The following is a 17,983-nucleotide window of genomic DNA, read 5'->3' as shown; positions in this document are numbered from 1 at the left end:
ACTGCCAATACAGTCGGGTGCTCCGCTGCCCTGGGGTATCAAAACGAAAACGGGGGCGCCCCGGCCATGATGGCTGGGGCGCCCCTGTCGCTGTCAGTATCAGGCGCGGAGTGTGGCGCCGAAGCGCTCGGTGGCCGCCGCGACCGCGGTGTCCCGTGCGACGCTGGCCTCCTCCACGGTCAGCGTCCGGTCGGCGGCACGGAACCGCAGCGCGAAGGCCAGCGACCGCTTCCCCTCGCCGATCTGCTCGCCCTCGTAGACGTCGAAGAGCCGCACGTCCTCCAGCAGCTCCCCGCCGCCGTCGCGCACCGCCTCGGCCACCTCTGCGACCGGCACCTTGCGATCCACCACGAGCGCGATGTCCAGCAGCACCGGTGGGTACGGCGAGACCTTCGGCGCCGGCCGCCGCTCGGTCAGCGGCAGCTGGTCCAGGTCCAGCTCCATCACGCAGGTCCGCTTCGGCAGGCCCAACGCCTCCACGACCTTGGGGTGCAGCTCGCCGGCGTGCCCCACCGGCCAGTCGCCCACCCTCAGCTCGGCGCACCGCCCCGGGTGCCACGGCGCGTGGTCGGCCGCCACCACCCGCAGCTCGACCCCGGCCCCGGCCGCGACCAGGTGCGCCGCGGCCACCGCGTCCGACCAGCTCGCGGCGCGGCCCTTGCCCCACCAGCCGGCCTGCTCCCGCTGGCCGGCCAGCACCACGGCAACGTGCGTGGGCTGCTGCGGCAACGCCCCGTCCAGCAACGCCAGCTCCTCGTCGGAGGGGCGGTCGGCGACGCCCACCTCCGGCATCGGCACCTGCTCGGCCCTGGGTAGCACGACCTGTCCGATGTGGAACAACGCGACGTCGCGCTCACCGCGGGAGACGTTGCGCCGCAACGTGTCCAGCAGGCCGGGCAGCAGCGTGGTCGCCAGCTCCGCCCGCTCCGTCTCCAGCGGGTTGAGCACCTGCACGGTCCGGCGCCGCACGTCGTCGGCGTCCAGCCCGAAGGCGTCCCAGACGGCCGGCCCGGTGAACGGGAAGGGCAGCACCTCCACGTAGCCGGCGGACGCCAGGGCCCGCGACACCGCGCGGCGCCGCCGCTGCCCCTCGGTCAGCCCGCGACCGGCCGGGGCGGGCGGCAGGGTGGACGGGATCGTGTCGTAGCCCTCCAGCCGCAGCACCTCCTCGACCAGGTCGGCCGGCTGGGTGAGGTCCGCGCGCCAGGTCGGTGGGGTGGCGGTGACCATCGCGGTGCCGTCGTCGGCGGTGACCAGCTCCATCCGGCAGCCGATCTGGCCCAGCCGGCGCGCGGTGGCGCCCCGCTCGTAGCGGACACCGGCCACCTGGTCGGGCAGGCTCAGCGGCATCGTGATCGGCTCCCGCACCGGTGCCGGGCCCACATCGGTGCGGCCGCGGCCGAACCGGCCGTCGGCGTACTGCACCAGCAGTTGCGCGGCCAGCTCCGCGGCGGCCGGCGGCAGCGCCGGGTCGACCGCGCGCTCGAAGCGCTTGGCCGCCTCGCTCGGCAGCCTGTGGCGGCGCACCGCGCGCGCCACGCTCGCCGGGTCCCAGTTCGCCGCCTCGATCAGCACGTCGGTGGTGTCCGAGCCGATCTCGGTGCTGGCCCCGCCCATCACCGCGGCCAGCGACACCGGACCGGTGTCGTCGCAAATGATGATGTCGTCCGGGTCCAGCTCGCGCTCGACACCGTCCAAAGTGGTCAGCTTCTCGCCGGCGGTGGCCCGCCGCACCACCAGCTCGCCCTTGACCAGGTTGGCGTCGAAGGCGTGCAGCGGCTGGCCGGTCTCCAGCATCACGTAGTTGGTGACGTCGACCGGAAGCGAGATCGACCGGATTCCGGCCAGCAGCAGACGACGCTGCATCCACCACGGCGTGGGCGCCGTGGGGTCGATGCCGGACACCCGACGCATCACGAACCGGGGGCAGCCCTGTGGGTCCTCCACCCGCACCGGGTGCGCGTCGCCGGTGGCCTCCGGCACCTCGATGGCGGCCGGGTCGCCGTAGGGCAGGTCCATCGCGCAGGCCAGCTCGCGGGCCAGGCCACGCACCGACAGGCAGTAGCCGCGGTCGGGGGTGACCGCCAGCTCGATGACGGTGTCGTCCAGGCCCAGCAACTCGTGGGCGTCGTCGCCGGGGCTCGCCGTGCCCGGCGGCAGCACCATGATCCCGGCGTGCTCGTCGCCCAAGCCCAGCTCACGGGCCGAGCAGATCATGCCGTTGCTGATGCGGCCGTAGGTCTTGCGGGCCGAGATCGTGAAGTCACCGGGCAGCACCGCGCCGGGCAGGGCCACCACGACCAGGTCGCCCTCGCGGAAGTTCGTGGCGCCGCAGACGACCCCCTGCGGATCCTCGCCACCCACCTCGACCTGGCAGTAGCGGATCGGCTTCTTGAAGCCGGTCAGCTCCTCGATCTCGGCGACGCGGCCGACCACCAGCGGACCGGTGACCGGGCCGAGCGGGTGCACCCCCTCGACCTCCAGACCGATCCGCAGGAACGCGTCCGCGAGCTGCTGCGGTGTGGTGTCCTCCGGCAACTCCAGACGGGTCGCCAGCCAGGAAACCGGGATGCGCACGACTGTCAGGCCTCCGTTCCGAAGGGCAGGGTGAAGCGGACGTCGCCCTCGACCATGTCCCGCATGTCCGGGATGCCGTTGCGGAACTGCAGGGTGCGCTCCAGCCCCATGCCGAAGGCGAAGCCGGAGTAGACGTCCGGGTCGACGCCGCAGGCGCGCAACACGTTCGGGTTGACCATGCCGCAGCCGCCCCACTCGACCCAGCCGGCACCACCCTTCTTCTCCGGGAACCACACGTCCACCTCGGCCGAGGGCTCGGTGAACGGGAAGAAGGACGGGCGCAGCCGGGTGCGGGACTGCTCGCCGAACATGGCGCGGGCGAAGGCGTCCAGCGTGCCCTTCAGGTGCGCCATGGTGATGCCCTCATCCACCGCCAGGCCCTCGACCTGGTGGAAGACCGGGGTGTGGGTGGCGTCCAGCTCGTCGGTGCGGAACGTGCGGCCCGGGCACACCACGTACACCGGCAGCTCGCGGTCCAGCAGCGAGCGGATCTGCACCGGCGAGGTGTGCGTGCGCAGCACCAGGCCGGAGTTCTCCGGGGCCACGTAGAAGGTGTCCTGCATGGTGCGCGCCGGGTGGTCCTTGGCGAAGTTCAACGCGTCGAAGTTGAACCACTCGGTCTCCAGCTCCGGGCCCTCGGCCACCTCGTAGCCCATGCCCACGAACACGTCGGCGATGCGCTCGGCGAGCTGGGTGATCGGGTGGCGGGCGCCCGGGGCGAGACGGTCCCAGGGCAGTGTGACGTCGACGGCCTCGTCGCGAAGCACCCGCTCGTCCCGCTCGGCCTGCAGCACCGCGCGCCGCTCGTCGAAGGCGGCCTGGATCTCGGTGCGCGCCTCGTTGACCCGCTTGCCGGCCTCGGCGCGGGCCGCGGGGGGCAGCGCGCCGATCTCCCGGCGCGCGGTCAGCAGCGGCGACCGCTCACCGAGGTGCGCCGGCTTCGCCACGGCCAGCGCGTCGAGGTCGGCCGCGGCGGTGAACGCCGCCTGCGCCTGTTCGACGGCCGTGCGCAGGGCCTCCGGCGCGAGCGCGGCGACCTCCTTAGGGTCGTACGGGTCGTTGGCTCCGGACATGGTTGGTGGACAACTCCCGAGGGTCCGTAACGGCCACTTCACGTGCGCCGCAGGTCGTCCCTGCGGTCAACAGAGGAATCCTAAGTGACCCGTCCCAGCGGTTTCGACGAGGTCGGGTGCGCGCCGTCACGCTGCGCGCCGTTGACTCGGGGCGTTTCATGTGGTCATGGCTCGGGCGTGGGTGGTGCGCCACCAACTACCGGTCCAGCTCGCTCCGCTGAAGCTGGAGGACCGGCCGGTGCCCTGGCCCGGAGCGGGCGAGCTGCTGCTCCGGGTGCGGGCGTGCGGGGTGTGCCGGACCGACCTGCACGTGGCCGAGGGCGACCTGCCGCTGCACCGGCCGAACGTGGTGCCGGGGCACGAGGTGGTCGGGGTCGTCGCGGCGGTCGGCGAGGGCGTCACCGGGTTCACCGAGGGTGACCTGGTCGGGGTCGCCTGGCTGCAGGACACCTGCGGGTTCTGCCGCTACTGCCGCAGCGAGCAGGAGAACCTGTGTCCGCTGTCGGTCTACACCGGCTGGGACACCGACGGCGGGTACGCCGACTACACGCTCGCCCGCGCGGCCTACACCTACCACCTGCCAACCGGCTACCCGGACGAGGAGCTGGCCCCGTTGCTGTGCGCGGGGATCATCGGCTACCGGGCGCTGTGGCTGGCGAACCTGCCCGCGGAGGGCCGGCTCGGTATCTACGGGTTCGGTGCCAGCGCGCACCTGTGCGCACAGCTCGCGCGCGCACTCGGCGCGCGGGTGCACGTCCTGACCCGGTCGACGGCGGCGCAGCAGCTGGCCAGGGAGCTGGGTGCGGTGTCGGCCGGCACGGCGCAGGACGGGCCGCCGGAGCCGCTGGACGCGGCCATCCTGTTCGCCCCCGCCGGGGAGCTGGTGCCGCCCGCGCTGGAGGCGCTGGACCGGGGCGGCACGCTCGTGCTCGCCGGCATCCACCTGAGCCAGATCCCGGAGCTGGACTACCAGCACCACCTCTACTTCGAACGGGGGATCCGCAGCGTCACGGCGAACACCCGGGCGGATGCCCAGCAGTTCCTGCAGATCGCCGCCGAGCACCGGCTCCGCGTCGTGACGACGCTCTACCCGCTGGACGCGGCCGACCGTGCCCTGCTCGACCTGGCCGACGGCCGGGTGCGGGGCGCCGCGGTCCTGCTGCCCGATCCGCCACGCCAACGGCGCCGGTGATCATCCCGTGCACCCATGCCCGCACGAGACCACAGTGGACATGGGCGCGGGAGATCTCTCTGCCAGGCGCGGAAATGGCGTGTCAGCGGCCACGCAGGGCGCGGGCGCTGGTGTAGAGGCAGACCGCGGCGGCCGTGGCCAGGTTGAGGCTTTCGGCCGCGCCGTACAACGGAACCCGCACGGCGTCGTCGACCGCACCGAGCACCGCGGGGTCGAATCCGTGTGCCTCGCTGCCGAACACCCATGCGGTGGAGCGCAACAGATCGCCATACTCCCCGGCGGCGTCCAGGTCGGTCTCGGCATTCCCGTCCGCCGCAACCAGACGCAGCCCGGCGGCACGGCAGGCGTCGAACACCGCGGGCACATCGCGCTCGCGGGACAGCGGAAGATGGAACAGGCTGCCGGTGGTGGCCCGCACGCACTTGCCGTTGTGCGGATCGACGGTGTCTCCGGCAAAGACCACCGCGTCCGCTCCCGCGGCGTCGGCGACACGCACCACGGTGCCGGCATTGCCCGGGTCGGAGACACCGACCAGCACCGCGACCAGTCGAGGCTTGCCGCGCAACGCAGTGGACAGCGGGACGTCGACCGGGTCGCAGACCGCGACCAGCCCCTGGGGCGTCACGGTCTCGGACAGCGCCGCCGCCGCGCGGTCGGTCACCGTGCTGACCGGCACCCGCGCCGCCCGGGCGGCGGACACCAGCTCGGGGTGCCGCTCGGTGGCCTCGGCCGTGGTGAACAGCTCGTGCACCCGGCCGCGGCCGGCACCGGCCCAGACCAGGGCCTCGCCGACCGCCTGCGCGCCCTCGGCGAGGAAGCGCCCGGCCCGCTCCCGGCCGGCCCGGCGAGTCAGGCGCCGCGCAGCAACGACCCGGGGGGTCCGTTCGGTGAACGGAGCGTCCCCGGGTCGTGCGGCGCGTTGCTCGCGGCTCAGGCCGCGTCCTTGGCCGGCAGGCTCTTGCGGGCGAGCTCGGCCAGTGCGGTGAACGCGGGGGCGTCGTTGACCGCCAGCTCGGCGAGAATCTTGCGGTCGACCTCGACGCCGGCGGCCTTCAGGCCCTGGATGAACCGGTTGTAGGTGATGCCGTTCTGCCGCGCGGCGGCATTGATGCGGGTGATCCACAGCTGGCGGAAGTCACCCTTGCGGGCACGGCGGTCCCGGTAGGCGTAGTTGAGCGAGTGGAGCATCTGCTCCTTGGCCTTGCGGTACAGCCGGGAGCGCTGCCCCCGGTACCCCTTGGCGTGCTCCAGCACAGTGCGGCGCTTCTTCTGGGCGTTGACCGCCCGCTTGACGCGTGCCACGGGTCCGTCCTGTCGTTCTCTCGGGGGCGACGGTCAGCCGCCCTGGCGGATGAAGGTCTTGGTGGCCTTCGGCCGTCAGCGGCCGAGAAGCTTCTTGACGCGTGCGACGTCCTGCTTGGCCAGGGTCTTGGTGCCAGCAAGGCGCCGCGTGCGGGTCGACGGCTTGTGCTCGAGCAGGTGCCGGCGGTTCGCGCGCTCACGCTGGAGCTTGCCCTTGCCGCTGATCTTGATGCGCTTGGACATCCCGCTGTGCGTCTTGTTCTTCGGCATTACGTCGTCCTCGGTGGTCGTGCTCCCGCGTCGCGGGTGCGCCGCGGGGCGGGCCGGCCGGCGCGGCCGGCCCGGTGCTCGGTTGCGCCGGGGTCCCGGCCTACCGGCTCTCGGTCGTTTCGGCGTCCTCGGCGCGGCCCGACTTCGGCCGGCTGCCGCTCGGGCGACCGACCTTGTGCGGGGCCAGCACCATGATCATGTTCCGACCGTCCTGCTTGGGCGCGGCCTCCACGAACCCCAGCTCGGCAACGTCGTCGGCGAGCCGCTGCAGCAGCCGGTAGCCCAGCTCCGGGCGGGACTGCTCCCGGCCACGGAACATGATGGTCACCTTGACCTTGTTCCCGCCCTTGAGGAAGCGGGCCACGTGGCCCTTCTTCGTCTCGTAGTCGTGGGAGTCGATCTTCGGCCGGAGCTTCTGCTCCTTGATGACCGTGAGCTGCTGGTTCCGACGTGACTCGCGGGCCTTCTGCGCGCTCTCGTACTTGAACTTGCCGTAGTCCATGAGCTTGCAGACCGGCGGGCGCGCCTGCGGGGCGACCTCCACGAGGTCGAGGTCCGCCTCCTGGGCCAGCCGGAGCGCGTCCTCGATGCGGACGATTCCGACCTGTTCGCCGTTGGGTCCGACCAGACGGACCTCCGGCACCCGGATGCGGTCGTTGATGCGCGGCTCGGAGCTGATGGGGCCTCCTCGGTTCGGTTGGTGGTACACCGCGGCCGTGGAACCCCGAACTCCCTGGGACCGGAAAACGACGAAGCCCCGAGCGCCATGGCGCACGGGGCCCGCTTCCGACCGTCTCGACGCGGCGCCGTCGGGCGACGCGCCGCCACCACCACGAACCCGTCGGGTGATGGAACGGACCCGGCCACCTGGAGCGGCGACGCGGGTGGGAGCGGGGGCTCCACTTTGCGGCCCCCGGCTGCGCGGGGGCGGGTCGCGCATGTCAGGGTAGCAGGCGTGTCAGATCCGATGCCAACGCCCACCGGGCCCGCGCCCGGCGACGACCAGCCCCCGCGCGATCTTGCCGAGGTGCCCAGCATCGAGGTGATCAGCCGGGCCGCGCTGATGCTGCTGTCAGCGGCCGCGGAGAAGCTGGGGCTGGCCGAGGAGGACCCGGCGGGCAGCCCGCACCGGGACCTGGACGAGGCGCGTCGGCTGATCACCGCGCTGGCCGGGCTGATCACCGCCGCCGGCGAGTACCTGGGCCCGCACGCCGCGTCGATGCGGGACGGCCTGCAGGCGCTGCAGCGCGCGTTCCGCGAGGCCTCCGCGGTGCCGGACGAGCCGGGCCAGGGCCCGGGCGAGAAGTTCACCGGCCCGGTGCACTGAAGGCTCCGGCACGGCGCCTCCGCCCCGGTACAGGGCCCCGACCGGGGCATCGCGGCCGGTCCGGCCGACTGGCCGCCTCGCACCCCCACCCCGAAAATCGGTCCATGAACGGCAACGGTGAGCGCGAGTCGCCGCAACGGCCGGAAGACATCGCCCGCCTCATGGCCGAGCGGTTCAACTCCGGCGACATCGACGGAATCGTGGCACTCTACGAGCCGGAGGCGGTGATCTCGCTGCCGGGCAGCGGCGTTGTTCGCGGCCAAGAGGAGATCCGCAACGGGTGGGAGCGCCTGAAGGCCATGGGGGCGACCGTGGACCTGGAGGAGGAACGTCCGGCGCTCCGCAGCGGGGACCTGGCGCTCACCTCCCGGCTGACCGCCGACGGAACGGTCAACGTCGAGGTGGCTCGCCGCCAGCCGGACGGTTCGTGGCGGTGGGTCATCGACCAGCCCAACGCCACCAAGTGGTGAGGTCCAGGGACCAGTACCGCAGGGGGTCACCCCTCCACGACGAGCCCGGCGAGTTCGCGTTGGTGCCGCGCGCGTGCGATCAGTCATGAGACCGTAGAGGAGCGCCTTCCGACGCGAGATCCGCTCGCGGGCTCAGCGCGCAAGCCGGTCGCGCTGAAAGGCACTCACCGGATCCGCCCGACTCACTCCCCGAGGACGGCGAGGGCGTCGATCTCGACCAGCAGTCCCTCGGGAAGACCGACGTAGACCGTGGTCCGGGCCGGGCACGGGTCCTCCACGAACTCGGCGTACGCCTCGTTCATCTCGGCGAAGTGCGCCGTGTCGGTCAGGTAGACGCGCAGCATGACGACGTCGTCCATGCTGGCGCCGGCCGCGTCGAGGACGGCCTGCACGTTGCGCAACGCCTGCCGGGTCTGCTCGGCCACCGAGTCACCGACGATCGCACCCGTGGCGGGGTCGAACGGCACCTGGCCGGCCACCTGCAGGATGTCGCCCTTGCGCACGCCCTGCGAGAACTTGGCCACCGGCAACGGCGCGTCCTCGGTGCAAATCGCGGTCTTGGGCATCAGTCAGATTCCTTCCTTGTTCGGTCGGTGTTCCGGTCGGGGCGGATCCAGCCGCACTCGACGGAGGCGGCCTCCGCGGCGCGCACCAGCGCGGGAGCAAGCGCCAGGAGACCGTCGAGGTCGAGCAGCATGACCGGCACGGACAGCGAGACGGCGGCCAGCACGTGACCGCCGGTCCCGCGGATGGGTGCCGCCAGGCAGTGGATGAAGTCCTCGTGCTCGCGGCGGTCGACGGCGAAGCCCAGTTCCCGGACCCGCGCCAGCTCCTCCAGGTAGCGGCTCGGGTCGATGATCGTGTTGGCGGTCAGCCGGGGGTAGGCCATACCCGCCGCCACGGCCCGCCGCTCGGGGTCCGGGAGCGCGGCCACCAGGACCTTCGCCACGGCAGTGCAGTGCAGTGGCGCCCGGCTGCCGATGCGCGAGTACATCCGCACCGGGTGCCGGCTCTCGAACTTGTCGATATAGACGACCTCGCCGGCCTCGTAGCTGGCGAGGTGAACGGTGTGCCCGGTGCGGTCGTTGAGCCCGCGCAGGTGCGGTTCGACGACGCGGCGCACGTCGCGGTCCTCCAGCGACCGGTTGGCCAGGTCGAACAGTGCGGTGCCCAGGCGGTAGTGGCGGACGTCGTCGCGTTGCACGAAGCGGTGGCCCTCCAGGGTGCGCAGCAGGCGCAGCGCGGTGGACTTGTGCACGCCGAGCGCGGCGGCGAGCTGGTCCAGGGTGCGTGGACCGGCGGCCAGCTCCCCGAGCATGGTCAACGCGCGGTTCAGGCTCTGGCTCATCGGGGGGTCCCGCTCCCGATGCGGGCCGCCGCCCAGGTGTCGGGGTCGGCGGCGAGCAGCGTCGCGACCAGGTCCGGGGGCAGGGGTTCGCCGACGTCCTCCCGGCTGCGCAGGGCGGCCGCGGCGGCGATGTGGCCGCGCCGCAGCCGTTCGCGGGGGCCGGCGCCGGCGAGGGTGGCGGCCAGGAACCCGGCCGCAAATGCGTCCCCGGCGCCGATGGGCTCGACCACGTCGACGGCGAGGCCGGGCTGGAACACGGTGGGGCCGTCCTCGAGGAGGGTGGCGCCGCGGGCACCGTGCTTGACCACGACGGTCGGCGGGTCGGGAAGCGCCGTGCGCACGGCGGATGGCGCGCCATCGCCCCACAGCGCCTCGGCCTCGTCCTCGCCGACGAACACCACGTCCGCCGCGTTGGCCAGCTCGGTGAGCACTCGGTGATCCTTTCCCCGCCACAGGGTGGGGCGCCAGTTGACGTCGAAGGAGATCAGCCGGTCGGGAACGCGCCGGTTCGTGACGACACGCAGCAGGTCCAGGCAGCTCGCGGAGAGCGTGGCGGTGATCCCGGTGAGGTGGAGGAGGCCGATCCCGGACAGGTCGACCGTGTCGAGGAGTTCCGGGCCCAGCGCGGAGCACGCGGAACCGGTGCGGTAGTAGCGCATCCGGCTGCCGGTTGGGGCGGATTCCTTGACGTAGAGCGCGGTCGGCCGGGAGGGATCCACGATCGTCGACGTCACGTCGACTCCGCAGTCGCGCAGGCTTGCGAGGACGGTGGCGCCCAGGTCGTCCGCACCGACCGCACCGAGCCAGCGGACGGTGATCCCGAGCCTGGCGAGGTGTCGGGCGACATTGGCCTCGGCTCCGCCGACGGTGAGCAGGAAGCGGTGGGTGTTGCGGGCCTCCTCCGGCACGAACACGGCCATCGCCTCGCCGAGGCAGGCCACCGCGCCGTCGGCCCGCATCGCTGTCCTCCCTGTTCCGACAGCTGTTCCGACAGCCGCCGGCCGAGAGATCCATTGACCGGCGGGGTGCGGAATGCTAGACACGCGAGCACCACATGCTGCAACAGTTGTTGCGTAATGTGCAACAGGAGGTGGATGGTGCAGCACCCGGCCGGGATCGACGGCGCCGCTGTCGCGGCATTGGCTGAGGAGCGGATCGACTGGCGGTTCAAGGGAATGCCGTCGTGGGCGTTCGGCCTGACGGCGCGGGAGCTGGCGGAGCGCCGGCCCAACCTTTTCGACGACGGGTTTCTCGGCCCGCTCGTGGTGATCGAGCGCCCGGCCCTGGAGCACAACGTCCGCACGATGGCGGAGTGGTGTGAACGCGCTGGCGTGGTGTTGGCACCGCACGGAAAGACCACGATGGCGCCGCAACTCCTCGCCGCGCAGCTGGCGGCGGGTTCGTGGGCGATCACCGCTGCCACCGCGAGCCAGGTGCAGGTGTACCGGGCGTTCGACGTCAGCCGGGTGGTGTTGGCGAACCAGTTGGTGGATCGGGCCGCGCTGCGTTGGGTGGCCGAGGAACTGGCGCGTGACCCTCGCTTCGAGTTCGTGTGCTGGGTGGACTCGGTGCGCGGCGTGGAGCTGATGGCCGAGGCGTTGGCCGGCCGCAAGCTGGCCCGCCCGATCGATGTCGCCGTCGAGCTCGGCGGCCACGGCGGCCGGAGCGGTGTGCGCGAGGTGACCGACGGCGTGGCGGTGGCCGGGGCGGTGGCCGCGAGCCCGGGGTTGCGGCTGGTGGGCGTGTCCGGGTACGAGGCGGCGTTGTCCCACGACACGACACCGGAAGCACTGTCCACTGTGGATGGATACCTGCGCCGGATGCGAGAGCTGACCGTGCGGCTCGCCCGGGAGGGCCTGCTCGCCGATGTCGACCAGGTCCTCGTCACCGCTGGCGGTAGCTGCTATTTCGACCAGGTGGCCGCGGTGCTCACCGAACCCTGGCCGGACGGGCTGCGGGTGCTGCCGGTGCTGCGCAGCGGGTCGTACGTGACGCACGACGACGGTCTGTACCGCCGCATGTCCCCCTTCGGCCGGCCGCACGAACTCACCGGTGGCGAGACACCGTTCCGGCCCGCGCTGCGGGCCTGGGCGCAGGTGACCTCCCGACCCGAGCCCGGTCTGGCGTTGCTGACGCTCGGTAGGCGGGACGTGTCGTTCGACCAGGACCTGCCGGAGCCACAGCTGTTGCGGCGCGCGGGTGGGCCACCGGCACCGCTGGAGAGTTGTCGGGTCACCGCGTTGAACGATCAACATGCCTTCCTCGACGTTGGTTCGGGCACAGACATTCGCGTGGGCGACTGGGTGGGGCTCGGCCTCTCCCACCCCTGCACGGTCTTCGACAAGTGGCAGCTGATGCCGGTGGTGGACGCCGACGGGGCGACCGTCGTCGATCTGGTCCGTACCTGGTTCTAGCGAGCGAACGGAGATCCCCCATGGAGATCGTCTTTGCCGACGCGCTCGTGGTGGACGGCACCGGTGCGCCGGCACGGCGGGCGCACGTGGGAGTCGAATCCGGTCGCATCGCCGCCATCGACGACGCCCGGCGGCTTTCCGGGGATCAGGTGGTCGACGCCGACGGACTCGTGTTGGCCCCCGGCTTCATCGACATGCACTCGCACTCCGACCTGCAGCTCCTCTCCCGGCCGGACCATCTCGCCAAGGTCTCGCAGGGTGTGACGCTGGAGGTACTGGGCCAGGACGGCCTGTCGTACGCGCCCGTGGACGACGCGGTCCTGGCCCAACTACGGACCCAGCTTGCCGGGTGGAACGGCGACCCGGCCGGTCTCGCGTGGAACTGGCGCAGTGTGGGCGACTACCTGGACCGGTTGGACCAGGGCATTGCGGTGAACGCGGCATACCTCGTACCCCAGGGCACGTTGCGTGTGATGTGCGTGGGCTGGGACGACCGTCCCGCGACGGCCGAGGAGATCGCCGCGATGCGTGCCCTGTTGGCCGACAGTTTGGAGCACGGCGCGGTAGGGCTTTCCTCGGGATTGACCTACACCCCTGGGATATACGCCGACACCGCCGAGTTGGTCGCATTGTGTGAGATCGTTGCTGCCTACGGGGGTTACTACTGCCCCCATCACCGCAGCTACGGCGTCCGAACGTTGGACGCCTACGCCGAGATGGTCGAGGTGGCGCGCCGGTCCAACTGTGCACTCCATCTGGCGCACGCGACGATGAACTTTCCGGTGAACGCGGGCCGCGCAGACGAGCTGCTGTCGCTTCTGGATGACGCAATCGCGAACGGACTGGACGTCTCCCTGGACACCTACCCGTACCTGCCTGGCTCCACGTACCTGTCCGCACTGCTGCCGAGCTGGGTCATGGACGGTGGCGTCGACGAGGCACTGTCCCGGCTGTCCGACATGGGCACCAGGGAGCGAATTCGGTACGAGATGGAAGAGGTCGGATCCGACGGGTGCCACGGGGTCCCGGTCGACTGGGACGCTATCGAGATCAACGGGGTCAGGCGCGCGGAGAACAATGCCCTGGTTGGTTTCTCGGTGGCCGAGTCGGCACGGCGGGCGGGAAGGTCACCGGCACAGTTCTACTTCGAGGTGCTCCTGGCAGAGCAGTTGGGCACGTCGTGTCTGATGCATGTCGGCCACGAGGGCAATGTGCGGGCGATCATGCGGCATCCGGCGCACACGGTGGGCAGTGACGGGTTGCTCGTGGGGGAGCGACCACATCCCCGCGCGTGGGGAACCTTCCCCCGCTACCTCGGCCGCTACGTCCGCGAGCTGGGGGTGCTCGGTCTGGAGGAGTGCGTGGCCCACATGACCGGCCGTGCCGCGCGTCGGCTCCGCCTCCTCGACCGCGGACTGGTGCGCGAGGGTTACGTGGCCGATCTGGTGCTTTTCGACCCCGACACGATCCTCGACACCGCCACGTTCGATCAGCCGCGCCAGCCGGCCGTCGGTATCGAGCACGTGTTGGTCAACGGGGTTCCCGTGCTGTGGAACGGGAACCCGACCGGCGCACTACCCGGCCGGTCCGTTCGTCTTGGCGCGCAGGGCACGCGCTGAGTTTCTCACCATACCTCTCCCCCATCTGCCACGCGGTGGCCCGGGAGCACACGCTCCGGAGCGCCGAGGACCCAGGAGTGCGCCGTGGACGGAGTCATCGGCTGGCTACGGCACGACACGGCGGGCCTGCTCACGCTGTGCATCGCCGGGATCGCCCTGCTGCTCTTCCTGATCATCCGGGTGCGTACCGAGCCGTTCATCGCCCTGATCGTGACCGGCCTGTTGGTGGCGCTGGCCGCCGGGCTGCCCGTGGAGCGGATCATCGGCTCCGCACAGGGTGGCAAGGAGTCGTTGCTGGAGGGTGGTTTCGGCGGGATTCTCGGCCACGTCACGGCGATCATCGGCCTGGGTACGCTTCTCGGCTCGGTGCTGGAAGCGTCGGGTGGGGCGGAGGTTCTGACACGCCGGTTGCTCGGCCTCTTCGGTGCACGTCGTGCCCCGTTGGTGATGGGTCTGTCGGGCCTCGTCTTCGGCGTGCCCGTGTTCTTCGACATCGGGATCTTCGTCCTCGCACCGCTCGTCTATGTGGCGGCTCGGCGGAGCGGCAGGTCGATCCTGTTGTTCTGCCTCCCGTTGCTGGCCGGCCTGTCGGTGACCCACGCGTTCCTTCCGCCACATCCGGGTCCGGTGGCGTTGGCGGGTCTGCTGAAGGTCGACGTCGGCTGGCTCATCGTCATGGGTCTGGCCTGTGCCGTGCCGGCGTGGGCCGCTGGCTTGTTGTTCTCCTCCTGGGTCGGTCGGCGCCTACACATCCCCGTTCCGCAGGAGATGGTGGCGGCCGCCGAGCACGCCGAACGGGACAACCGACCCGAGCCAGCGCTGGCGCTGGTCGCGGCGATCATCGCCACCCCACTGGTGCTGATCCTCGGCGCCACCTTCGGTGGAATTCTTCTTCCGGAGGGCTCGGCAGTGTCGGGCGTGTTGACCTTTCTGGGCAGCCCGACCGTGGCACTCACGGTCGCCGTGCTACTCGCGATCTGGCTGCTCGGGCTGCAGCGGGGCATGAGCCGGCAGGAAATCGGTGAACTGGCGGCGAAGTCACTGCGACCGGTGGGCATGATCCTGCTCGTCGTCGGCGCCGGTGGCTTCTTCGGCGTGGTGTTGTCGGCGACCGGCGTCGGTAAAGCCCTGGCCGGCACGCTTTCTTCAGCCGGCCTGCCACTGATCGTGCTCGCCTACGTCATCAGTTGCGGGCTCCGCCTTGCCCAGGGTTCGGCCACGGTGGCCATCGTCACGACCGGAGGCATCATGGCCCCGCTGCTCGTGGACAACTCGTACTCGCAGCCGCAGCTCGCGTTGCTCGCGGTGTCGATCGCCGCGGGTTCGATCATCGCCTCCCACGTCAACGACGGTGGTTTCTGGATCGTCTCCCGTTACTTTGGTATCCCGGTGAAGGAGACGCTGAAGACCTGGACCGCGCTGGAGACGATCCTTTCCGTTGTCGGTTTCGCCGTTGCGGCGGTCCTGAGCCTCGTGATCTGACCAGGCACCGGGTCACCGTCGGTTCCGGCCCAGACCGTGACAACCACCTGATCAACCGGGAAAGAAGCGCCACCACGCGCAGGATCGTCGCCATGTCCGCTCAGGGCAGGTAGTCGTTGGTGTAGGTCTTCGACAGTTCGATCTTTGCCTCGGCCACGTCCGGCTGGAACTGGGACAGTACCGTCAATACCTCGTTCGCCCCGTCTTCGTGGACCCGACCGTCAGGATTGTAGGCCGACTTCGCGTGGGCAATGGCGTCGACGTAGACCTGCCGGTCGCCGTTGGCGTACTGCTCGGGCATACGGTCCGCGATCTCCTCGACGGAATGCTGCTCGATCCACCGCAGCGTGCGTGTCATCGCCTTGGCGAGCTTGCGGGTCGTGCCCTCGTTGTCCTTCAACCACTTCTTCGAGGAGTACAGGACCGATGCGGGGTAGGTCGTGACGCCGAACCCGTCCCGGACACCCTCGGCGTTACGGGTGTCGGAGAGGATCCGCACCTTGTCGGCACCTGCCCGCTTGGTCAGCAACGAGAACGACGGGTCAACCATGACCGCGGCATCCACCTGCCCGTTCTCCATCGCCGCGACCGCGGTGGAGCCGCCACCGATACCGGCCACCGACGCCGCATCCGCCTTCAGACCGCTCCGGACGAGCAGGTACTTCAGGAAGAAGTCGGTCGAGGAACCCGGTGCCGTGACACCGACCTTCGCACCCTGCAGGTCCGCGATCGAGTTGATCGGCCTCGACGCCTTGGGCGAAACCGCGAGGACGACCGACGGATACCGCAGCATGTTGACGAACGAGGTCAGCTCGCGGCCTTTCGCCTGCATCTGGATGGTGTGGTCGTAGTACCCGCTGACCACGTCGACGCTGCCGCCCTGGAGTGCCTGCAACGCCTTGGAACCGGCCTGAAGGTCCTCCAGGCGCACGTCGAGTCCCTCATCCTTGTAATAGCCCAACCGGTCGGCCAATGTCGCCGGGAGGTATGCCAGCAGCGGTTGCCCACCCACGCCGATGCGGACCGTGGCAGCGTCACCGCCTGCCCGTCCGGTACAGCCGACCAGTGCCAACATGAGTGCGAGTACCGCGACAACCGCGGCTCCGGCATGGTTCCTACGGCCCGGGGACACCGGTCACCTCCATGTTCACGTTTCTGATGGGCACTGGGTCTGGTTGGCGTCGTGATGGGTGTTCTCGATGCACAGTGGATCAGGACGGCTGGAAGCCCTGTGTCCGCTCGGGTTTCCACCGCAGGAGATGGCGCTCCAGCCGATGGACGACGACGTCGATGAGGCCGACGACCACGGAAAGCAGGACGATGCCGGCGAAGACCCCGGTGGTGTCGAAGACACCCTGGGCCTGGGCGATGACGTAGCCCACCCCCCGCGAGGCCCCGAGGTACTCCCCCACGACAGCGCCCACGATCGCGAACCCGATGCTGACGCGTAGCCCGGAGAAGATCCAGGCGAGCGCGCTGGGAACCAGGACGTGCCGGGCGAGCTGTCGCTCGTTGGCCCCCAGCATCCGCACACTGTCGACCAGAACGCGGTCGACCTCGCGCACCCCTTGGTAGGTGTTGAAGAAGACGACGAAGAACACGAGGCTGACACCGAAGGCGACCTTGGATGCCTCGCCGAGCCCGAACCACAACAGGAAGATCGGTGCCAGCACCACCCTGGGCACGGCGTTCAGCAGCTTGACGTAGGGTGCGAACACCGCGTCCAGGAAGGGTGACCGGGCGAGCAGGAACCCCGTGATCAGTCCCAGGATCGTGCCGATCAGGAGCGCGCCGAACGCCTCGCCGACGGTCACCACCAGGTCGTCGAGAATCTCGCCGGAGACCAGCCACTCCCGCAGCAGGCGGGCCACGTCGCTGGGCTGGCTGAAGAAGAACGGGTCCAGCACGGTCAACCGGGCAGCCAGCTCCCAGCCTCCCACCACGACAAGGGCCACCAGGACCCGGGCGGCGGTGATCGTGCCGCGCGCGCCGAGACGGCGGCGGGGTGCATCGGCCTGGTCAGCCGTGACCGACCGTGTCGCGACGGCCATGTGCCTTCATCACCTCCTTCCGCAGGTCCGACCAGACCGCCTCGTACAGTTCGCCGAACCTCCGGGCCGTGCGGATGCGCATGAGGTCGCGCGGCCGCGGCAGGTCGACCTCGTAGCGTCGGGCCACGGTGCTCGCCGGCCCGGCGGAGAACAGCACGATCTCGTCGGACAGCGAGACCGCCTCGTCGAGGTCGTGGGTCACGAACAGCACGGTGGTGCCGGCTTCGGTCCACAGCGTGAGAAGCTCGTTCTCCATCAGCTGGCGGGTCTGCGCGTCCAGCGCCGAGAAAGGTTCGTCCATGAGGAGAATCTCGGGTCCACAGACGCACACCTGCGCCACGGCGGTGCGCTTGCGCATCCCGCCCGACAGCTGGTGTGGGTGAGCATCTTCGAAGCCCGACAGCCCTACCCTGGAGAGCCAGTCGCGTGCCTGCTCCCGGCGTTCGGCACGGTCGACCCCGGCCAGCTCCAGCCCGAGGCACACGTTCTCCAGCACGGTTTTCCAGGGCAGTAACGTGTCCTGCTGGAACAGGTAACCGGCACGGGTGTTGCGTCCCCACAAGGAGGTTCCGTCGATCCGCACTCCTCCGGAGGTCGGTGCGAGCAGCCCCGCCACGACGTTGAGCACGGTCGACTTACCGCAGCCGGTGGGGCCGACCACCGACACGAACGCTCCTCGCGACACTTCGAGGTTGACGTCCGTGACCGCTACGTGTTGCCGGTCGCCTGCACGGTAGGCCACCGTCACGTTGTCCAGCTCGACCAATGGTCGGCCGACCATCATCGCTTCCCCACGGCGACAGTCGCGTGGTGCGCGCCAGCCGCGCTCATGCGGCTCACCGCGCTGGCCACGTCGCC

Annotated in this window: 18 protein-coding genes; 6 read left to right on the top strand and 12 right to left on the bottom strand. The window is 70.7% G+C overall.

Annotated elements, in window-relative coordinates; all coding sequences use genetic code 11:
* Positions 1-99 precede the first annotated feature (99 nt).
* Together pheT and pheS are read right to left on the bottom strand one after the other, a co-directional pair.
* Positions 100-2,577, bottom strand: a complete 2,478-nt coding sequence (gene pheT / locus IEY55_RS22550; protein WP_189060526.1) for a phenylalanine--tRNA ligase subunit beta — start codon at positions 2,575-2,577, stop codon at positions 100-102.
* 5 nt (positions 2,578-2,582) lie between these two features.
* The gene (gene pheS, locus IEY55_RS22545; RefSeq protein ID WP_189060525.1) at positions 2,583-3,650 is read right to left on the bottom strand and encodes a phenylalanine--tRNA ligase subunit alpha; all 1,068 of its coding nucleotides are present in this window, start codon (positions 3,648-3,650) and stop codon (positions 2,583-2,585) included.
* Positions 3,651-3,816: 166 nt separating this feature from the next.
* Between pheS and IEY55_RS22540 the strand changes: the two genes are divergently transcribed.
* Positions 3,817-4,842 carry a zinc-binding alcohol dehydrogenase family protein gene (locus IEY55_RS22540; protein ID WP_189060524.1) on the top strand — a complete coding sequence of 342 codons (1,026 nt, stop codon included), beginning with the start codon at positions 3,817-3,819 and terminating at the stop codon, positions 4,840-4,842.
* Positions 4,843-4,924: 82 nt separating this feature from the next.
* Here the strand turns inward: IEY55_RS22540 and IEY55_RS22535 are convergent, their stop codons facing one another.
* The 4 genes from IEY55_RS22535 to infC form a co-directional block, all read right to left on the bottom strand.
* Complete coding sequence (locus tag IEY55_RS22535) at positions 4,925-5,776, bottom strand: TrmH family RNA methyltransferase (RefSeq protein WP_189060545.1); 852 nt, start codon at positions 5,774-5,776, stop codon at positions 4,925-4,927.
* Positions 5,773-6,144, bottom strand: coding sequence for a 50S ribosomal protein L20 (gene rplT / locus IEY55_RS22530; protein WP_189060523.1), 372 nt, complete (start codon positions 6,142-6,144; stop codon positions 5,773-5,775). Before rplT ends, IEY55_RS22535 begins: the two co-directional genes overlap by 4 nt.
* Before the next feature lie 75 nt (positions 6,145-6,219).
* Positions 6,220-6,414, bottom strand: a complete 195-nt coding sequence (gene rpmI, locus IEY55_RS22525; RefSeq protein WP_189060522.1) for a 50S ribosomal protein L35 — start codon at positions 6,412-6,414, stop codon at positions 6,220-6,222.
* Positions 6,415-6,514: 100 nt separating this feature from the next.
* The gene (gene infC / locus IEY55_RS22520; RefSeq protein ID WP_189060521.1) at positions 6,515-7,123 is read right to left on the bottom strand and encodes a translation initiation factor IF-3; all 609 of its coding nucleotides are present in this window, start codon (positions 7,121-7,123) and stop codon (positions 6,515-6,517) included.
* Between the two features lie 258 nt (positions 7,124-7,381).
* Between infC and IEY55_RS22515 the strand changes: the two genes are divergently transcribed.
* Positions 7,382-7,741 carry a DUF1844 domain-containing protein gene (locus IEY55_RS22515; RefSeq protein WP_189060544.1) on the top strand — a complete coding sequence of 120 codons (360 nt, stop codon included), beginning with the start codon at positions 7,382-7,384 and terminating at the stop codon, positions 7,739-7,741.
* A gap of 104 nt (positions 7,742-7,845) precedes the next feature.
* Complete coding sequence (locus IEY55_RS22510; protein WP_189060520.1) at positions 7,846-8,211, top strand: YybH family protein; 366 nt, start codon at positions 7,846-7,848, stop codon at positions 8,209-8,211.
* A gap of 182 nt (positions 8,212-8,393) precedes the next feature.
* On the opposite strand, the gene IEY55_RS22505 is transcribed toward IEY55_RS22510, so the two are convergent.
* The 3 genes from IEY55_RS22505 to IEY55_RS22495 are packed head-to-tail and all read right to left on the bottom strand — an operon-like array spanning position 8,394 to position 10,518.
* Positions 8,394-8,777, bottom strand: coding sequence for a RidA family protein (locus IEY55_RS22505; RefSeq protein WP_189060519.1), 384 nt, complete (start codon positions 8,775-8,777; stop codon positions 8,394-8,396).
* A complete protein-coding gene (locus tag IEY55_RS22500) occupies positions 8,777-9,559 on the bottom strand; it encodes an IclR family transcriptional regulator (protein ID WP_189060518.1) in 783 nt (260 codons plus the stop codon). Before IEY55_RS22500 ends, IEY55_RS22505 begins: the two co-directional genes overlap by 1 nt.
* Positions 9,556-10,518 carry a sugar kinase gene (locus IEY55_RS22495; protein WP_189060517.1) on the bottom strand — a complete coding sequence of 321 codons (963 nt, stop codon included), beginning with the start codon at positions 10,516-10,518 and terminating at the stop codon, positions 9,556-9,558. Before IEY55_RS22495 ends, IEY55_RS22500 begins: the two co-directional genes overlap by 4 nt.
* 135 nt (positions 10,519-10,653) lie before the next feature.
* On the opposite strand from IEY55_RS22495, the gene IEY55_RS22490 reads away from it, so the two are divergent.
* The 3 genes from IEY55_RS22490 to IEY55_RS22480 all read left to right on the top strand — a co-directional run bounded on the left by IEY55_RS22490 (position 10,654) and on the right by IEY55_RS22480 (position 15,074).
* On the top strand, positions 10,654-11,973 hold the full coding sequence (locus IEY55_RS22490) for an amino acid deaminase (protein ID WP_189060516.1): 1,320 nt from the start codon (positions 10,654-10,656) through the stop codon (positions 11,971-11,973).
* A 20-nt stretch (positions 11,974-11,993) separates the two neighbouring features.
* Positions 11,994-13,592: an N-acyl-D-amino-acid deacylase family protein gene (locus IEY55_RS22485; protein WP_189060515.1), complete on the top strand. Its 1,599-nt coding sequence runs from the start codon at positions 11,994-11,996 to the stop codon at positions 13,590-13,592.
* Between the two features lie 84 nt (positions 13,593-13,676).
* Positions 13,677-15,074 (top strand): GntP family permease, encoded by a 1,398-nt coding sequence (locus tag IEY55_RS22480; protein ID WP_189060514.1) that lies wholly within the window; start codon positions 13,677-13,679, stop codon positions 15,072-15,074.
* Positions 15,075-15,174: 100 nt separating this feature from the next.
* Here IEY55_RS22480 and IEY55_RS22475 read toward each other — a convergent pair whose 3' ends face one another.
* From IEY55_RS22475 to IEY55_RS22465, 3 genes are all read right to left on the bottom strand, one after another.
* Positions 15,175-16,206, bottom strand: coding sequence for an ABC transporter substrate-binding protein (locus tag IEY55_RS22475; RefSeq protein WP_189060513.1), 1,032 nt, complete (start codon positions 16,204-16,206; stop codon positions 15,175-15,177).
* Positions 16,207-16,285: 79 nt separating this feature from the next.
* Positions 16,286-17,125, bottom strand: coding sequence for an ABC transporter permease (locus IEY55_RS22470; protein WP_189060512.1), 840 nt, complete (start codon positions 17,123-17,125; stop codon positions 16,286-16,288).
* Positions 17,094-17,906 carry an ABC transporter ATP-binding protein gene (locus IEY55_RS22465; RefSeq protein ID WP_189060511.1) on the bottom strand — a complete coding sequence of 271 codons (813 nt, stop codon included), beginning with the start codon at positions 17,904-17,906 and terminating at the stop codon, positions 17,094-17,096. Before IEY55_RS22465 ends, IEY55_RS22470 begins: the two co-directional genes overlap by 32 nt.
* Positions 17,907-17,983 lie beyond the last annotated feature (77 nt).

It is taken from the genome of Longimycelium tulufanense (assembly GCF_014645795.1).
In the GTDB taxonomy this organism is placed as follows: domain Bacteria; phylum Actinomycetota; class Actinomycetes; order Mycobacteriales; family Pseudonocardiaceae; genus Longimycelium; species Longimycelium tulufanense.
Note: the sequence above shows the minus strand (reverse complement) of the source record. Positions and strands in the feature narration are given on the sequence as shown.